The organism is Mesorhizobium sp. dw_380, from assembly GCF_018588885.1.
GTDB lineage: Bacteria > Pseudomonadota > Alphaproteobacteria > Rhizobiales > Rhizobiaceae > Mesorhizobium.
On record NZ_JAFFIW010000049.1, the window covers coordinates 1 to 15192 of the forward strand.

The window sequence follows — 15192 nt, forward strand, 5'->3', positions numbered from 1 at the left end:
CCGCGGTGCGCACGTGCCCCCCAGGGGGTTCACGGGGTGCAGGACCACCAGGCCAGTAGCACTTTACCCTCCCCCTCGTGGGGAGGGTCGGCGAACGATTTTTGCGTAGCAAAATTGGGGGGACGGGGTGGGGGCAGCGCCGCCCCCCCACCCCGCTCCGCTTCGCGGATCGACCCTCCCCACAAGGGGGAGGGTAAAGTCACTCCCCCGGCCGATCCGCCGGATAGGGGGTCCCGACCAGAATCGCCATGCCAATGCCGAGGAACAGGATGATCACGGCCATGCCGAGCCGCGCCGAGCCGCTGAGTGCGGTGATGGTCGCCACCAGGAACGGCGCCAGGAAGCTGGTTGCCCGGCCGGCCAGCGCGTAGATGCCGAAATAGCGGCCGGATTCCGCTGCCGTAACGCTGCGCGCCATATAGGAGCGCGATGAGGCCTGCACCGGCCCGAACGCCAGGCCGATCAGCAGGCCATACAGGATGTACGCTTTTTCGGCTGCCGTGCCGAACAACCCTCCCGAATCGGTGGCTGGAAGCGGAATCAGGCCAAGCAGCGTGAAGCCCGGACCGGTCGAGATGACGCCGATGGTGGCGACTGACAGCATGACAAGCGCAATCATCACCACCGCCTTGGAGCCGAGCCCGGTGTCGAGGCGCGCTGCGATCCAGCAGCCGACGATGGCGACGACGTTGAGGATGATGCCGAACATGCCGATCTCGGTGATCGACCACTGGAACATGCCTGCCGCGAACGTACCGCCCAGCGCCAGCAGCGCATTGACGCCGTCCTGGTAGATCATGCGGGCAACGAGGAAGCGGAAGATGCCGCCGCGCTTGCGCACCTCGGCCAATGTCGATTTCAACTCCGACAGGCCTTCGCGCACCGCCGGCCCGATCGGGATGCCCTTGATGGCGTCCGGCGTGAAGAAGAACATCGGCAGGATGAACAGGAAATACCAGCCGGCCGACAGCGGCCCGGTGGCGCGCGCATCCTCGCCGAGCTTCGGGTCGAGCCCGAACAGTGGGTCGATGCCGATGATCGTCTTGCCGGTCTCCGGCGAGCCGGCCAGACAGGTGACGACGAAGATCAGCGCGATCATGCCGCCGAGATAGCCAAGGCCCCACGCCGTATTGGAGATGCGGCCGATCTCGCTTTTCGGCACCAGCCGCGGCATCATGGAATCGTTGAACACGGTGGAGAACTCGGCCGCCACCGAGGCCAGCGAGAACAAGGCCACGATCAGGAACAGGTTGGAGCCGGGCGCGGCGAACCAGAGCAGGGCAAGGCTGGTGATCTTGATCGCGGCGAAAAAGGCGATCCACGGCTTGCGCGGCCCGGTCTGGTCGGCGATCGAGCCGAGGATCGGCGACAGCACGGCGATGACCAGCCCGGCCGCGGCGATGCCGTAGCCCCAGACGGCCTGACCGGTGGTTGGATCGCCAGCCATGCGCGAAACGAAATATGGACCGAAAATGAAGGTGGTGACGACCGTGAAGAACGGCTGCGCCGCCCAGTCGAAGAACATCCATCCCCAGATGCCGCGTCCCGATGCCCGCTGCACTGCTACCTCGACCATATCCCCTCCACTCGCCTTCATGTCGCTGGCGGTTTGCGCCATGTCTGCATGTTTTCTCGCGGCCATGCAAACCACAAGCGTCGCGCCGCTGTTCATTGATTTGCCTGCCCATATTTCTGAGTGAACGGGAGCAAGGGCGCCAACCCCCACCTCCCCCTTGTGGGGAGGTCGGACCGAAGGTCCGGGTGGGGGTCCGGCGCTGACCCCCGCCCCGCTGCTTCGCAGCGACCCTCCCCACAAGGGGAGGGTAAGACCACGACAGCTCACATCCCCGTCAGATCACTCATCAGGCCCGATGCCACCGACAGCCGCGAGACGGTGATGTCGCCGCCCTCGGTCAACGCCTGCAGCCGCTCGCGGATGCGCGCCACCCGCTCGCCGCCAGCTTCCAGCCAGGCCGCCACCGGATCCGACGTGCCAGTGTGGCCGGTGAGTGCTGCGACCGCAATGCCGCGCCGGGCCGCGCCGATCGTGTCGGTGGCACGCGACAGGGCAAGCTGATCGTAATAGTCGGACGGTGTGATCGAGCGCGCGGCGTCCTCGACGCGCGGGATGCGGAAGGCATCGCTGACGGCGAAGAACGCCTTGGCGGCAGCGACGATGTCGGCACCGGCGGTGCGGGCCGCCAGCGCGATGTCGGGGATGAGTTCCGCCACCTCGCTCAGCGCCAGCTGCTCGGCCAGTCTTTCCGGCGCGCCGGCCTTGAACAGCCCGTGCCGCTTTTCTTCGATCCGCTGGCGCGAAAAAACCGGCAGCAGCGAAACGAGCTTGGGCTCCAGCGCCTTGCGCGCTTCCTGCAGCTCGGCGATGCGCTGGCCGAGCGGCGCCGTGCCGGCATCGTTCTTCAGATACCAGCCGCTGGTCACGTAGATCAGCCGGCTAACCATCTGGTAGAGATCGAGCTGCACCTGGCCGTCGATCTGGTTGTCGAGCGCGTCGATCTCGCGATAGAGCGCCGGCAGCGCAAAGCCGTCGCGCACCACGGCGAAGGTGCGCACGACGTCAGCGGCGGTGCGGCCCGTCGCTTCCTGCAGTCGGTTGACGAAGGACGGCCCGCCGCGGTTGACGAGGTCGTTGGCGACGACGCGGGCGATGATCTCGCGGCGCAGCCGGTGACCGTGGATTTCGGCGGCGTATTTCTTTCCCATCCGGTCCGGAAAATAGCCCATCAGGTCGCGGTCGAAATGCGCATCGTCCGGCACGTCGCTGGCGACGATGTCGGAAAACAGCACGATCTTGGCATAGGCGAGCAGCACGCCGAGCTCTGCCCGGGTCAGCGGCTCGCCCCGCGCCTCGCGCTCGGCGAGCGCTGCCGGGGACGGCAGCGTCTCCACGGCACGGTCGAGCAGGCCGCGCGCTTCAAGCGCCGTCATGAACCGGGCCTGATGGGCGATGTCGGCAAGGCCGCGCTTGCGGGCGATCGAAAGCGCCAGCGTCTGCTGGTAGTTGTTGGACAGCACCAGCCCGCCCACCTCGTCGGTCATCTCGGCCAGCAGCTTGTTGCGCGCCGGTCGCGTCAGCGATCCCTTGCGCATGGCCGATGCCAGCGCGATCTTGATGTTGACCTCGACGTCGGAGCAGTTGACGCCGCCCGAATTGTCGATGGCGTCGGAATTGCAGCGGCCGCCATTCATGCCGAACTCGATGCGCGCCCGCTGCGTGACGCCGAGATTGGCGCCCTCGCCGATCACCTTGGCGCGCACGTCGGGCGCCGTGATGCGGATGGCATCGTTGGCGCGATCGCCGACCTCGGCATTGGTCTCGGTCGATGCCCTCAGATACGTGCCGATGCCGCCGAACCACAAGAGGTCCACCGGCGCCTTGAGAATGGCGGTCATGATCTCGACCGGGGTGGCGGTCGTTTTGGCAAGGCCGATCGCCGCCGCAGCCGCGGCCGGCATGGTGATCGACTTCTGGTTGCGCGAGACGATGATGCCGCCTTCCGACAGCTTGGTCTTGTCGTAGTCCTGCCAGCTCGAACGGGCGAGAGCGAACATGCGCTCGCGCTCGGCCATCGAGGCCGCCATGTCCGGATCGGGATCGATGAAGATGTCGCGGTGGTCGAAGGCGGCGATCAGCCGGGTCTTCGGCGACAACAGCATGCCGTTGCCGAACACGTCGCCCGACATGTCACCGACACCGGCGACGGTGAAGGGCGAGGTCTGTATGTCGCGGTTCATCTCACGGAAATGCCGCTTGACCGCTTCCCAGGCGCCCTTGGCGGTGATGCCCATCTTCTTGTGGTCGTAGCCGGCCGAGCCGCCGCTGGCGAAGGCGTCGTCGAGCCAGAAGCCATGCTTCTCGCTGATCGCATTGGCGGTGTCGGAGAAGGTCGCGGTGCCCTTGTCGGCGGCGACGACGAAATAGGGATCGTCCTGGTCGCGCCTGACGACGCCGACCGGCGGAATGACACCGGCCAGCCCAATATTGTCGGTGATCGACAAAAGGCTGGAGACGAAATTCTTGTAGGCCGACGTGCCGGCCTCGAAGATCGCGTCGCGCCCGGCGCTCATCGGCAGTTTCTTGGGATAGAAACCGCCCTTGGCGCCGACCGGCACGATGACGGCGTTCTTGACCTGCTGCGCCTTGACCAGGCCGAGCACCTCGGTGCGGTAGTCCTGGGCACGGTCCGACCAGCGCAGGCCGCCACGCGCCACCGGGCCGAAGCGCAGATGCAGGCCCTCGACCTCGGAACCGTAGACGAAGATCTCCCGCCATGGCCGTGGCGCCGGCAGCCCCTCGACCGCCTGCGAGTCGAGCTTGATCGCCAGCGACTGGCCCTTCTCTTTCGTATCGGAAACGAAATGATTGGTGCGCAGCGAGGCTTCGATCAAATTGAGGTAGCGGCGGATGATGGTGTCGTCATCGATGTTGGGCACATCTTCCAGCGCATCCCTGATCTTGGCCTTGAGATGCTTGGCCGCGACAACGCCTTCGCCCTCGGCCGTCGGCCCAAGCCTTGCGATGAACAGCGCGTGCAGGCCGCGCGCGATCTCGGGATAGCGGTTGAGTGCCGCGGCGATGAAATCCTGGCTTTGCGGAATGCCGATCTGCTGCAGATAGCGGCCATAGGTCCGCAGGATGGTGATCTCTTCAGACCAAAGGCCGGCGGTCTGGGCAAGGCCGTTATAGCCGTCATTGTCGACGTCGCCGCGCCAGACCGACAGGAACGCGTCCTCGAACAGCCCGCCGCCGTCGCCGAGGTCGATCGGCTTGCCATAGCTGTTCTCAAGCTCCATGTCGTGGATGAAGACCCGGCCGGCCTGCTCGTCACCGACCTCGAAGGTGCGCTCGCTGATAACGCGAAAGCCGATGTTCTCCAGCAGCGGGACCCGCCGCGACAGCGCCACCGGGCTGGCATGGTGAAAAATCTTCAGCGCCGCCTGTTGCGGCTTCTGCTCGGCATGGCGGTAGTAGTCGATAGCGATCGGATTGTCGGCACTGATCTTGGCGATGCGCCCGGCATCGACCAATGCCACCGCTGCGCTGAACGAATCGCGATAGCTTTCAGGCAGCCTCGCGGCGATGGCCTTCAGCGCCTGGTCGCCGCCATGGGCATCCGCCGCGTCGGAAAGGGCATCCTCCCAGGTCCGCACGATGTCCCGGATCGCCGCCTCGATCGTCGCTTGCTCGACCTTCGGTGTCTTGCCGCCGGAGCGGCCGATGATGAAATGCACACGCGCCAGCCCGCCTTCGGGGAAGGCCGGGTAATAGGCCGACAGCCGGCCCTCGAAAACGGCTTTCAGATAGGTGCCGATCTTCTCGCGCACGACACTGTCGTAACGGTCGCGCGGCACGAAGACCAGGATCGAGACGAAGCGGTCGAACTGGTCGGCACGCACCAGCGCGCGCACACGCGGCCGCTCGACCAGGCCGAGAATGGCCGCGGCATGCTTTCTCAGGATCGGCACCGGCACCTGGAACAATTCGTCGCGCGGATAGCTTTCCAGCACGTTGATCAGCGCCTTGCCGGAGTGGTCGTGCCGGTCGAAGCCGGACTTGGCGATGATGGTTTCGGCCTTGGACCGGAGATACGGGATCTTCATCACCGAGCGCGTATAGGCCGTCGAGGTGAACAGGCCGACGATCCGCAGTTCGCCCGACAATGCGCCCTTGGGTGTGTAGGTTTTGACGCCGATGTAATCGAGATAGATGCGCCGGTGCACGGAAGACTTGGCATTGGCCTTGGTGACGATCAGCGGCTCTGGCCCATGCAGGAAGGCGCGGATTTCAGGTGTCGTCGTCACCGCTTCGGTGCCGCGCCTGAGCACCAGCACGTCGGGATCGGTCAGGATGCCGAGGCCGGCCTTGTCGGCGCGCTCCAGCGTGCCGCTCTCCTCGCCGCCTGTGTATTTGAACTCGCGCATGCCAAGGAAAGTGAAATTGTCGTCGCGCAGCCATTCCAGGAAGGCGATCGCCTCGGCAACGCTCTTTTTGTCGAGCGGCACCACCGAATAGCGGAACTCCGAGATCGCCTGGTCGAGCCGGGCCAGCATCGGCTTCCAGTCGTGGACGGCGGCGTGGACCTGGCCGAGCATCTTGCGCAGCCGCTCGGTCAAGCCGTTCGCCCGCTCCTTCGTCAGCCGCGGGATGTGGACGTGGATGACGCTCAGCCGGTCGTGATTGCCGTCGTCCTTGGCGAAATTGCCGTCGCCGAGGATTTCTTCCACACCGCCCTTGCCGTGGCGAACGGTGATGACCGGGTGCGTGACCAGGCTCGGTTCGCCTGATGTCTCGGTGACCTCGCCGAGAATGGAATCGAACAGGAACGGCATGTTGTCGTTGACGACGGTGATGACCGTCACCGGGCGGCCTTCGCGAAAGACACCCGAATCGGCCTCGACGGCGACGACGCATTCACCCTTTTTGTGGCCGCCGACCGCCTGGCCGGCGAGATCGGCGGCGCGTTCGAGGTCGGCGACGTCATAGGCGGCGATATCTTCGGCCGGGGCGCGGGCGAGCAGGTAATCGGCGAGCCTGGCTGGCCTCTCGTCCGCCTTCGCCGCCGCTGTTGCCTTCCTCTTCGACTTAGCTGCGGTTTTCACGCTGGCCATGACGCTTCTTGCCTCCCGTCGCATGCTTTTGCGACTATGGTAGCAGATGACCGCTGTTTGGCGACAAAGGTTTGACGGCTTGCCAAGAATTATCGGAATTCGGCGCCAAGGCACCGCCGACGAGGAGAAACGACCCATGACCGGCAAAATCACCGCGCTTGACCTGGCCTCTGGAGAGCTGAGCGACGCGACAAAGGCCTATTTCGCCAAATGCGAGGAGAAGCTCGGCCTGGTTCCCAACGTGCTCAAGGCCTATGCCTTCGACGACAAGAAGCTGCGCGCCTTCACCGACATGTACAACGATTTGATGCTGGGCGATTCCAGCCTGTCGAAGCTGGAACGCGAGATGATCGCGGTCGCCGTTTCCTCGATCAATCATTGCTATTACTGCCTGACGGCGCATGGCGCGGCGGTGCGCCAGCTGTCCGGCGACCCGGCGCTCGGCGAGATGATGGTGATGAATTTCCGCGCCGCCGATCTTTCACCGAAGCAGACCGCGATGCTCGAATTCGCCGTCAAGCTGACCGAAGAACCGGCGAAGATCGTCGAAGCCGATCGGATGGCACTGCGTCAGGCCGGCTTCAGCGACCGCGACATCTGGGACATCGCCTCGACCGCAGCCTTCTTCAACATGTCGAACCGGGTGGCGGCGGCAATCGATATGCGGCCGAACGACGAATACCACGCCATGGCAAGGTGAGGCGCGGCGCTGGAGCCTGGCCTCCTTATATTAGTCATCCCTCATTCTCGTTGCTTGTTTGCCCGTTTGGTCCGATGATCGGCAGGCGGCATGACCGCATGCCGGTTCGATGCCGCTCACCAAGGAGGAGAACATGGCGAAATTTCTCTACGTCTATCATGGCTCCGGCAAGATGCCGACCGAAGAGGCCGAGCGGAAAGCCGCAATGGATGCCTGGACCAGCTGGTACGGCAAGCTTGGCTCGGCGGTTGTCGACGGCGGCAATCCGGTCGGCATGTCGAAGACGGTGTTGCCTGGCGGCAAGATCGAAAACAATGGCGGCAGCAATCCGACCGCCGGCTACACGATCGTCAACGCGAAGAACATCGACGATGCCGTGGCCAAGGCCAAGGATTGCCCGATCCTGACGGACCCGGGCTTCAGCGTCGAGATCGCGCCGATCATCGAAATGATGTGATGCGCCGTCTATTTGAGCATGATCTCGGACAAACGAACCGTTTGTCCGAGATCATGCTCAGGACCGCGCCGCGATTGCCGCAGCCGCGCCAGCCATCGTCGTGGCGCTGACGCGGTTGGCGATCTTCATGGCGCGCTTGCTCCTGAGGAGCTTGCGCGCCTGCGAGGCGGCAAGCACCCAGGCGAGATCGATGGCGATGAGCACCACGGCCATGGTCGCCGTCAGTTCGGCCCAGCCGACGATGCTGACCGAGGCAAGGTCGATGATGGTCGGCAGCAGCGCCAGGTAGAACATCATGATCTTGGGATTGCCTAGCGTCACCGCCATGCCGGCGAAAAACAGCTTCGCCGGCGAATCCTCGCGCGGCATCTCGCCCTCTTTCGCGTCGACAGGCGCCGTCCACATCTTCCAGGCGAGGTAAGCGAGATAGGCGACGCCGACCCACTTCACCACGACGAACGCGAAATGGAAGGTCTGCGCCACGACGGCCAGCCCGAACACCGCCAGCGACAACCAGATGCCCTCGCCGATCCACATGGCGAGCAGGAACGGGAACACATCGCGAAAGCCCTTCGAGATGACGCGCGCGACAAGTGCCGCGATCGAGGGGCCAGGAGAGCCGGCAGCGACGAACAGAGCGGCGGCGAAGATCAACAGCGAGGTGAGGTGCATGGCGAGGATCTCTGTTTGAAAACCTTCGATGCCAGACATTAGCGCAAGTGACCGGGCTTCGGTAGCGTCGAGAAAACACACTTGCCGGTCCTACGTCTCGCGGTTAGAAGGGCCGTCGCGAAACAATTTTTGAGCTTCACTTTGCCTACGTAACCGCCGGTCTCGTCAACTCCCCCGACACACCTGATGGCGCCGCGTTCGCGGGCCTGATTTCATTTTTCATGTGTTCCTCTGGGCGGCGGTTCGAGACCGGTTTGGCACTGCTGAACCGCTGTCGCGCGCAACCGCCCGTGACGCCTGATTTTCCGATCATAGCTAGCTACCGCCACGCCGCGCCCGCATGGGCATCTCGACATCGCCGACCTGATGAACTTCCCGACGGGAAGGTCTTATCGGCATGTCTCTGCGCATCCACTGGGCGATCGCGCCCGAAATCGCACCACGACCCCTCATCAACTGCAACCACTGCGGCGACGTGAAGGCCTATCGCTGCAGCGGAAAATTCCGCGTCAACGCCAACGGCAAGCGCATCGACGTCTGGCTGATCTATCGCTGTGTCGACTGCGACAATTCCTGGAATTTCGGCATTTTCGAACGCCGCAACCGCCGCGACATCGAGCCTGCGCTGTTGCAGGCGCTCGAGAGCAACGATGCGGCACTCGCCCGGCGCCACGCTTTCGATAGTGTTGCGTTGCGCAACCAGGCGGGACGCGTCGAGGAATTTCCAGATGTCGCCGTGCACAAGCAGGTGATTGGAGTGACAAGGGAAAGCGCGACGGCGCTGGAGCTCCAGCTCGGGCTCGAAATGCCGACATCGCTGCGACTAGACCGTCTGCTCGCCAACGAACTCGGCATCTCGCGCTCGCGGCTTCAGGCGCTGGAGGAGAAGCGATCGCTGGTCATCGATCCGGACGGGGTCAAAGCCCTGCGCAAGCCGGCCCGCGCGGGAACAACGATCCGCATCGACTTGGCCGGCGAGCCGGATCACCAAGCCATCATCCGCGCGGCCGGCGGGTGAACGAGAGAGGGGCGAAGCGTCAGGTGCTCCGCCCCTCTCGGAAACGATCAGAAGTAAGAAGATTACGCCGCGCCGACCGCCTTGGCCGACTTCTCGAAGCGCTTGCGCTCGTTCGGGTCGAGATAGAGCTTGCGCAGGCGAATGGTCTTCGGCGTCACCTCGACCAGCTCGTCGTCCTGGATCCAGGCCAGTGCGCGTTCCAGCGTCATGCGGATCGGCGGTGTCAGCTTGACCGCCTCGTCCTTGCCGGCGGCGCGGATGTTGGTCAGCTTCTTGCCCTTCAGCACGTTGACTTCGAGGTCGTTGTCGCGGGAGTGGATGCCGATGATCATGCCCTGATAGACTTTGACGCCCGGATCGATGACCATCGGGCCGCGGTCTTCCAGGTTCCACATGGCGTAGGCGACCGACTCGCCCTGCTCGTTGGAGATCAGCACGCCGTTGGTGCGGCCGGGCAGTTCGCCCTTATAGGGCTCATAGGCGTGGAACAGGCGGTTCATCACGGCGGTGCCGCGCGTGTCGGTCAAAAGTTCCGACTGGTAGCCGATCAGGCCGCGCGTCGGCGCGTGGAAGACGATGCGCTGGCGGTTGCCGCCGGACGGGCGGAGTTCGACCATCTCGGCCTTGCGCTCCGACATCTTCTGCACGACGACGCCGGCATGTTCCTCGTCGACGTCGATGACGACTTCCTCGACCGGCTCAAGCAATTCGCCGTTCTCGCCCTTCTGCATGACGACGCGCGGACGCGATACGGCGATTTCAAAGCCTTCGCGACGCATCGTCTCGATCAGCACGGCGAGCTGCAATTCGCCGCGGCCGGAGACGAAAAACGAATCCTTGTCGGGCGATTCCTCGATCTTCAGTGCGACATTGCCTTCGGCCTCGCGCAGCAGGCGGTCGCGGATGACGCGGCTGGTCACCTTGTCGCCCTCGGTGCCGGCGAGCGGGCTATCATTGACCAGGAAGGACATGGTCACGGTCGGCGGATCGATCGGCTGCGCATGCAGCGCCTCGGTCACCGCCAGGTCGCAGAACGTGTCGGCGACGGTGCCCTTGGACAGGCCGGCGATGGCGACGATGTCGCCCGCCTGGGCTTCTTCGATCGGCTGGCGCTCGAGGCCACGGAAGGCAAGGATCTTGGAGATGCGGCCGGTTTCGATCTGCGTGCCGTCATTGTGCAGCACCTTGACCGCCTGGTTCGACTTCAGCGTGCCGCTCTCGATGCGGCCGGTGATGATGCGGCCGAGGAACGGATTGGCTTCCAGGATGGTGCCGATCATGCGGAACGGGCCGGGATGAACGGTCGGCGCCGGCACATGCTTGATGACGAGGTCGAACAGCGGCGCCAGGCCCTGATCCTTCGGACCTTCCGGATTTTCCGAAACCCAGCCGTCGCGGCCCGAACCATAGAGGATCGGGAAGTCGAGCTGCTCGTCGGTGGCGTCGAGTGCCGCGAACAGGTCGAACACCTCGTTGACGACCTCGACATGGCGGGCGTCCGGACGGTCGATCTTGTTGATGACGACGATCGGCTTCAGGCCGACCTTGAGTGCCTTGCCGACGACGAACTTGGTCTGCGGCATCGGGCCCTCGGCAGCGTCGACCAGCACGATGGCCGAATCCACCATCGACAGGATGCGCTCGACCTCACCGCCGAAATCGGCGTGTCCGGGCGTGTCGACGATGTTGATGCGCGTATCCTTCCAGTCGACCGAGGTCGCCTTGGCCAGGATGGTGATGCCGCGCTCCTTTTCAAGATCGTTGGAATCCATGGCGCGCTCGGCGACGCGCTGGTTGTCGCGGAAGGAGCCGGACTGCTTCAAAAGCTGGTCGACCAGGGTGGTCTTTCCATGGTCAACGTGCGCGATGATCGCGATATTACGGAGTTTCATGTTCTGGGTCTCGGAAGCGTTGCAGGCAGCAGGCCAAAGGCGCTGCCTCTTTCGGTTGCGCGGCTCATACAGGGTTTTTCGCAGTTGCGAAAGGGGAAGCGCGACACCAAATACTCATCAAATCTTAAGCATCTGCGTGCGAAATGATTTTGTTAACCAAGGCGGGAACCATTCAGGGCCCGGGCAGTTCGACCGTCATGACCGATAAACTCAACCGTTTTTGGCCGCTTATCGCGTCCGTTGCCTTTGCCATGCTGCTGGCGGCCAACGCCGCGCAGTCGGCCGCGTCGCTGAAGGAGGCAAGACCGGCCTTGCCGTCCAATGCGCCGGCCGAACAGGTCTTCGCCGACGCCCCCGACGGCGTGGATCCGGTGGTGACTGGCCCGGTCAGCGCCGCCTTCAAGCAGCGCCAGGATGCCGCCAATTGCGACAGCGCGGTGTGGCCGAACATTCCGATGGCCTGCTATCCGGACTGACGACGAACTTTACCCTCCCCCTTACGGGAGGGTCGCGAAGCGGAGCGGGGGTCCCAACTGCGCTAGCGCTCTCCCCACCCCGTCTCGCCAGCTTCGCTTCGCGAAGCCGCCTCGCCGACCCTCCCGACAAGGGGAGGGTAAACAGCGCCCTTACGCCGACCGCACCGGGTCGAGCGTGACTTTGTAGAGTTCGTTGTCCTCGCGGTCCATCAGCCTCACCGTCATCTGCTCGCTGGCGCCGGAAATGTCGACAAGACCAAAGAATTGCAGGCCGGCTGACGGCGGCAGGTTCTGACCCTGCTCAGCGGTCGGCGCTTTGATGAACTTCAGCTCCGGACCGAAGGTCATGTCGAAATCGTTCGGACCGAACGTGCCGGCATGGATCGGGCCGGAGACGAATTCCCAGAATGGACTGAAATCCTGGAACCGCGCCTTGTCGGGATTGTAGTAATGCGCGGCCGTATAGTGCACGTCGGCGGTGAGCCAGACGGTGTTGGTGATGCCGGCATTCTTGATATAGCGCAGCAGGTCGGCGATCTCGAGCTCACGTCCCTTGGGCAGGCCGTTGTCGCCATTGCTGACAGCTTCCGCGCCGGCCTTCTTGGCGGCATCGTCCCAGACGACGAGGCCGAGCGGCATGTCGGCGGCGATGATCTTCCATGTCGCCTTGGAGTTGGCCAGTTCCCGCTTCAGCCATTTCGTCTGCTGCTCGCCGAGCATGCGCGACTGCGGCGTCATTTCATCCTGCATGTCCGGACCATTGGGACCGCGATAGGCGCGCATGTCGAGGAAGAACACGTCGAGCAGCGGTCCGTAGGCTATCTTGCGATAGACGCGGCCGGGCTCGGACGGCTCGTAGCGGATCGTCGTCATCTCATGGAAGGCGCGCGCCGCACGAGCCGCCAGCACATGGATGGATTTTTCCGTGTAACGATTGTCGGCGCTCAAATTCTTCGAATCCGACCAGTTGTTCAGCACTTCGTGGTCATCCCACTGGTAGAAGGTGGGGCAGATGGCGCTCAGGCCGAGCACGTTCCTGTCCATCATGTTGTACTTCCACTGGTCGCGGTATTCGTCCAGCGTCTCGGCGACCTTGCGCTTGCCGTCGATCAAGACGACGTTCTTCCACTTGCCGCCGCCGGGCAGGTCGACCTCATCCTTCATCGCGCCGTCGGCATAAATGGTGTCGCCCGAATGCAGGAAGAAATCGGGCGTGTGCTTGCCGATCGTGGCGTAGGTCTTCATGCCGGTCTCGTCGATGCCCCAGCCCTGGCCGGCGGTGTCGCCGGACCACGCGAACTTGATGTCGCGCTTCGAGGCCGGCGCGGTGCGGAAGCGGCCGACGATCGGCTCGGAGACGGCGTTGATGTCTGCGAGGTCGGCCGCCGTCATGCGGTAGAAGATGTCCTGATCGGAAGCGAGATCGGTGAGCAGGCGTTTGACCGTATAGTCGCTGGCCGGCGACGTATCGAGCGGCGCCAGCCGGGTCGCGTTGGCGAAATTCTCGGTCGACGACACTTCGAACATGACGCGCGACGGGCGGTCCGTGCGCGTCCACACCATGCCGCTCGTGGCGTCGACATCGCCGGACTGGACGCCGTGGGTGAAGGCCGGGCGCTGGCTGGCGCGGGAATAATAGGGCAGCGCGAGGCCAGAGGCGCCGAGGAGACCGGCCGCGCTCGCGGAGGTGACGAAGGCGCGGCGGGTTATCGAGAGCTTGTTCATGGCTGTCTCCTGGATGGCGTTGGACGTTGCCACCAAGCTCCAGCGTTAATGTTTCAGGCGCATCTCGAAATCATGAACGTTTGATAACAGTGAACAGGCTATCTCCCCCATCGAGGGGGACATGTCGCCGAAGGCGACAGAGGCGGTCACCTCGCGTAGAGCGCCAACCTCTTTCGTCTGCGGTAAGGCCGAGCCCAGTCGGACCGACCCCCTCTGTCGCCTTCGGCGACATCTCCCCCTCGAGGGGGGAGATTACAGGGCCCGCTACGCCTCACGCCGCCTGCGGTTCCGGATCGAAGGCTGGCCGGCTGGTGTTGATCAGCAGCGAGATACAGGCGGCGGCGATGGCCGTCATGCCGGCGATCAGGAAGGCCAGCTCGTAATTGCCTTGCAGCTCGCGCATGGTGCCGCCGAAGGCTGCGGCAGTGGCGGCACCCACCTGATGACCGGCGACGATCCAGCCGAAGACGATCGGCCCGCTGCGGTCGCCGAATGCCTCGTTGGCGAGCCTGAGCGTCGGCGGCACGGTGGCGATCCAGTCGAGGCCATAGAGCACGGCGAAGATGATCAGGCTGGTCGCCGAGAAGCCGGAATAGGGCAGGTAGATCAGCGACAGGCCGCGGATGGCATAATAGACGCCAAGCAGCTTGCGCGGATCGAAACGGTCGGTGAGCCAGCCCGACAGCGTCGTGCCGATCAGGTCGAAAATGCCCATCATCGACAACAGGCCGGCAGCCTGCACCTCGCCGATGCCCATATCGCCGCAAAACGCGATCAGATGCGTGCCGACCAGGCCATTGGTGGTGAAGCCGCAGACGAAGAAGGTGGCGAACAGGTACCAGAACACCCGTGTGCCGGCGGCGCGGCGCAGCGTGTTGAGCGTATGCGCCAGGAAATTGCCTTGCGATGCCGGCGATGTCGGCGGCACGTCATCGGCCGCGGCGCCATAGCGCACCATGCCGATCGACGCCGGGCGCTCCGGCACCAGCAGCCAGACCAGCGGCAGGAGACAGGCGGTGGCGACCGCGACGGCGATGGCGACCGGCTTCCAGCCGCCCGTTTGCGCCAGCGAGGCAAGCAGCGGCAGGAACACCAGGAGGCCGGTGGCGCTGGAGGCCGACATCAGGCCCATGACCAGGCCGCGATTGGTCTTGAACCAGCGGTTGACGATGGTGGCGCCGAGCACGCTGGCGACGGCGCCGGAGCCGATGCCGGAAAACACACCCCAGGTGATGAAGAGATGCCAGGGCTTGGTCATCAAAAGGCTGAGCGCAGTCGAGCCTGACATCACCACCAGCGACGCGATCAACGTGCGGCGCAGTCCGATCCGTTCCATCAGCGCGGCGGCGAACGGACCGGTCAGACCATAGAGCAGGATGCCGACGCCGGCAGCCAGCGAAATGACGTCGCGCCGCCAGCCGAAACTGTTTTCGAGCGGCAGCATCATGACGGCGGGCGCCGAACGCAGACCGGCGGCGATCAGCAGGCAGAGGAAGATGACGCCGACCACGACGAAAGCGTAGCGCTGGCCAAACGGACGGGATTGAGCTATCATGTTACTGACCGGTACGTTGCAAGATGGGAGTATGTATACGTACCGATCGGTAACATTGTCAATCGAG

Annotated in this window: 10 protein-coding genes; 4 read left to right on the forward strand and 6 right to left on the reverse strand. The window is 64.2% G+C overall.

The features are described from left to right. Positions 1-199: 199 nt before the first annotated feature. Both JT360_RS29195 and JT360_RS29200 read right to left on the reverse strand, forming a co-directional pair. The gene (locus JT360_RS29195; protein ID WP_214476225.1) at positions 200-1576 is read right to left on the reverse strand and encodes an MFS transporter; all 1377 of its coding nucleotides are present in this window, start codon (positions 1574-1576) and stop codon (positions 200-202) included. Positions 1577-1839: 263 nt separating this feature from the next. Then, positions 1840-6630, reverse strand: coding sequence for an NAD-glutamate dehydrogenase (locus tag JT360_RS29200; protein ID WP_214476227.1), 4791 nt, complete (start codon positions 6628-6630; stop codon positions 1840-1842). A gap of 136 nt (positions 6631-6766) precedes the next feature. On the opposite strand from JT360_RS29200, the gene JT360_RS29205 reads away from it, so the two are divergent. Beyond that, positions 6767-7330, forward strand: a complete 564-nt coding sequence (locus tag JT360_RS29205) for a peroxidase-related enzyme (protein WP_214476229.1) — start codon at positions 6767-6769, stop codon at positions 7328-7330. A gap of 133 nt (positions 7331-7463) precedes the next feature. Beyond that, a complete protein-coding gene (locus JT360_RS29210; RefSeq protein WP_214476231.1) occupies positions 7464-7787 on the forward strand; it encodes a YciI family protein in 324 nt (107 codons plus the stop codon). Between the two features lie 57 nt (positions 7788-7844). On the opposite strand, the gene JT360_RS29215 is transcribed toward JT360_RS29210, so the two are convergent. Then, the gene (locus JT360_RS29215) at positions 7845-8459 is read right to left on the reverse strand and encodes a LysE family translocator (RefSeq protein WP_214476293.1); all 615 of its coding nucleotides are present in this window, start codon (positions 8457-8459) and stop codon (positions 7845-7847) included. A gap of 391 nt (positions 8460-8850) precedes the next feature. Here JT360_RS29215 and JT360_RS29220 point away from each other — a divergent pair, with 391 nt between their 5' ends. Beyond that, positions 8851-9477: a DUF1062 domain-containing protein gene (locus JT360_RS29220; protein WP_214476295.1), complete on the forward strand. Its 627-nt coding sequence runs from the start codon at positions 8851-8853 to the stop codon at positions 9475-9477. 62 nt (positions 9478-9539) lie between these two features. Here JT360_RS29220 and typA read toward each other — a convergent pair whose 3' ends face one another. Beyond that, on the reverse strand, positions 9540-11369 hold the full coding sequence (typA, locus tag JT360_RS29225) for a translational GTPase TypA (protein ID WP_214476233.1): 1830 nt from the start codon (positions 11367-11369) through the stop codon (positions 9540-9542). 197 nt (positions 11370-11566) lie between these two features. Here typA and JT360_RS29230 point away from each other — a divergent pair, with 197 nt between their 5' ends. Further along, complete coding sequence (locus JT360_RS29230) at positions 11567-11845, forward strand: hypothetical protein (protein WP_250889156.1); 279 nt, start codon at positions 11567-11569, stop codon at positions 11843-11845. Between the two features lie 150 nt (positions 11846-11995). On the opposite strand, the gene JT360_RS29235 is transcribed toward JT360_RS29230, so the two are convergent. Further along, complete coding sequence (locus JT360_RS29235; RefSeq protein ID WP_214476237.1) at positions 11996-13570, reverse strand: alkaline phosphatase D family protein; 1575 nt, start codon at positions 13568-13570, stop codon at positions 11996-11998. A 271-nt stretch (positions 13571-13841) separates the two neighbouring features. Continuing rightward, positions 13842-15125, reverse strand: coding sequence for an MFS transporter (locus tag JT360_RS29240; protein ID WP_214476238.1), 1284 nt, complete (start codon positions 15123-15125; stop codon positions 13842-13844). Positions 15126-15192 lie beyond the last annotated feature (67 nt).

Bases quoted from the DNA above. Each gene is read 5' to 3' on its own strand.
- JT360_RS29195 (WP_214476225.1), bottom strand. From the start codon at position 1,576: ATGGTCGAGGTAGCAGTGCAGCGGGCATCGGGACGCGGCATCTGGGGA.
- JT360_RS29200 (WP_214476227.1), bottom strand. From the start codon at position 6,630: ATGGCCAGCGTGAAAACCGCAGCTAAGTCGAAGAGGAAGGCAACAGCG.
- JT360_RS29205 (WP_214476229.1), top strand. From the start codon at position 6,767: ATGACCGGCAAAATCACCGCGCTTGACCTGGCCTCTGGAGAGCTGAGC.
- JT360_RS29210 (WP_214476231.1), top strand. From the start codon at position 7,464: ATGGCGAAATTTCTCTACGTCTATCATGGCTCCGGCAAGATGCCGACC.
- JT360_RS29215 (WP_214476293.1), bottom strand. From the start codon at position 8,459: ATGCACCTCACCTCGCTGTTGATCTTCGCCGCCGCTCTGTTCGTCGCT.
- typA (WP_214476233.1), bottom strand. From the start codon at position 11,369: ATGAAACTCCGTAATATCGCGATCATCGCGCACGTTGACCATGGAAAG.
- JT360_RS29230 (WP_250889156.1), top strand. From the start codon at position 11,567: ATGACCGATAAACTCAACCGTTTTTGGCCGCTTATCGCGTCCGTTGCC.
- JT360_RS29235 (WP_214476237.1), bottom strand. From the start codon at position 13,570: ATGAACAAGCTCTCGATAACCCGCCGCGCCTTCGTCACCTCCGCGAGC.
- JT360_RS29240 (WP_214476238.1), bottom strand. From the start codon at position 15,125: ATGATAGCTCAATCCCGTCCGTTTGGCCAGCGCTACGCTTTCGTCGTG.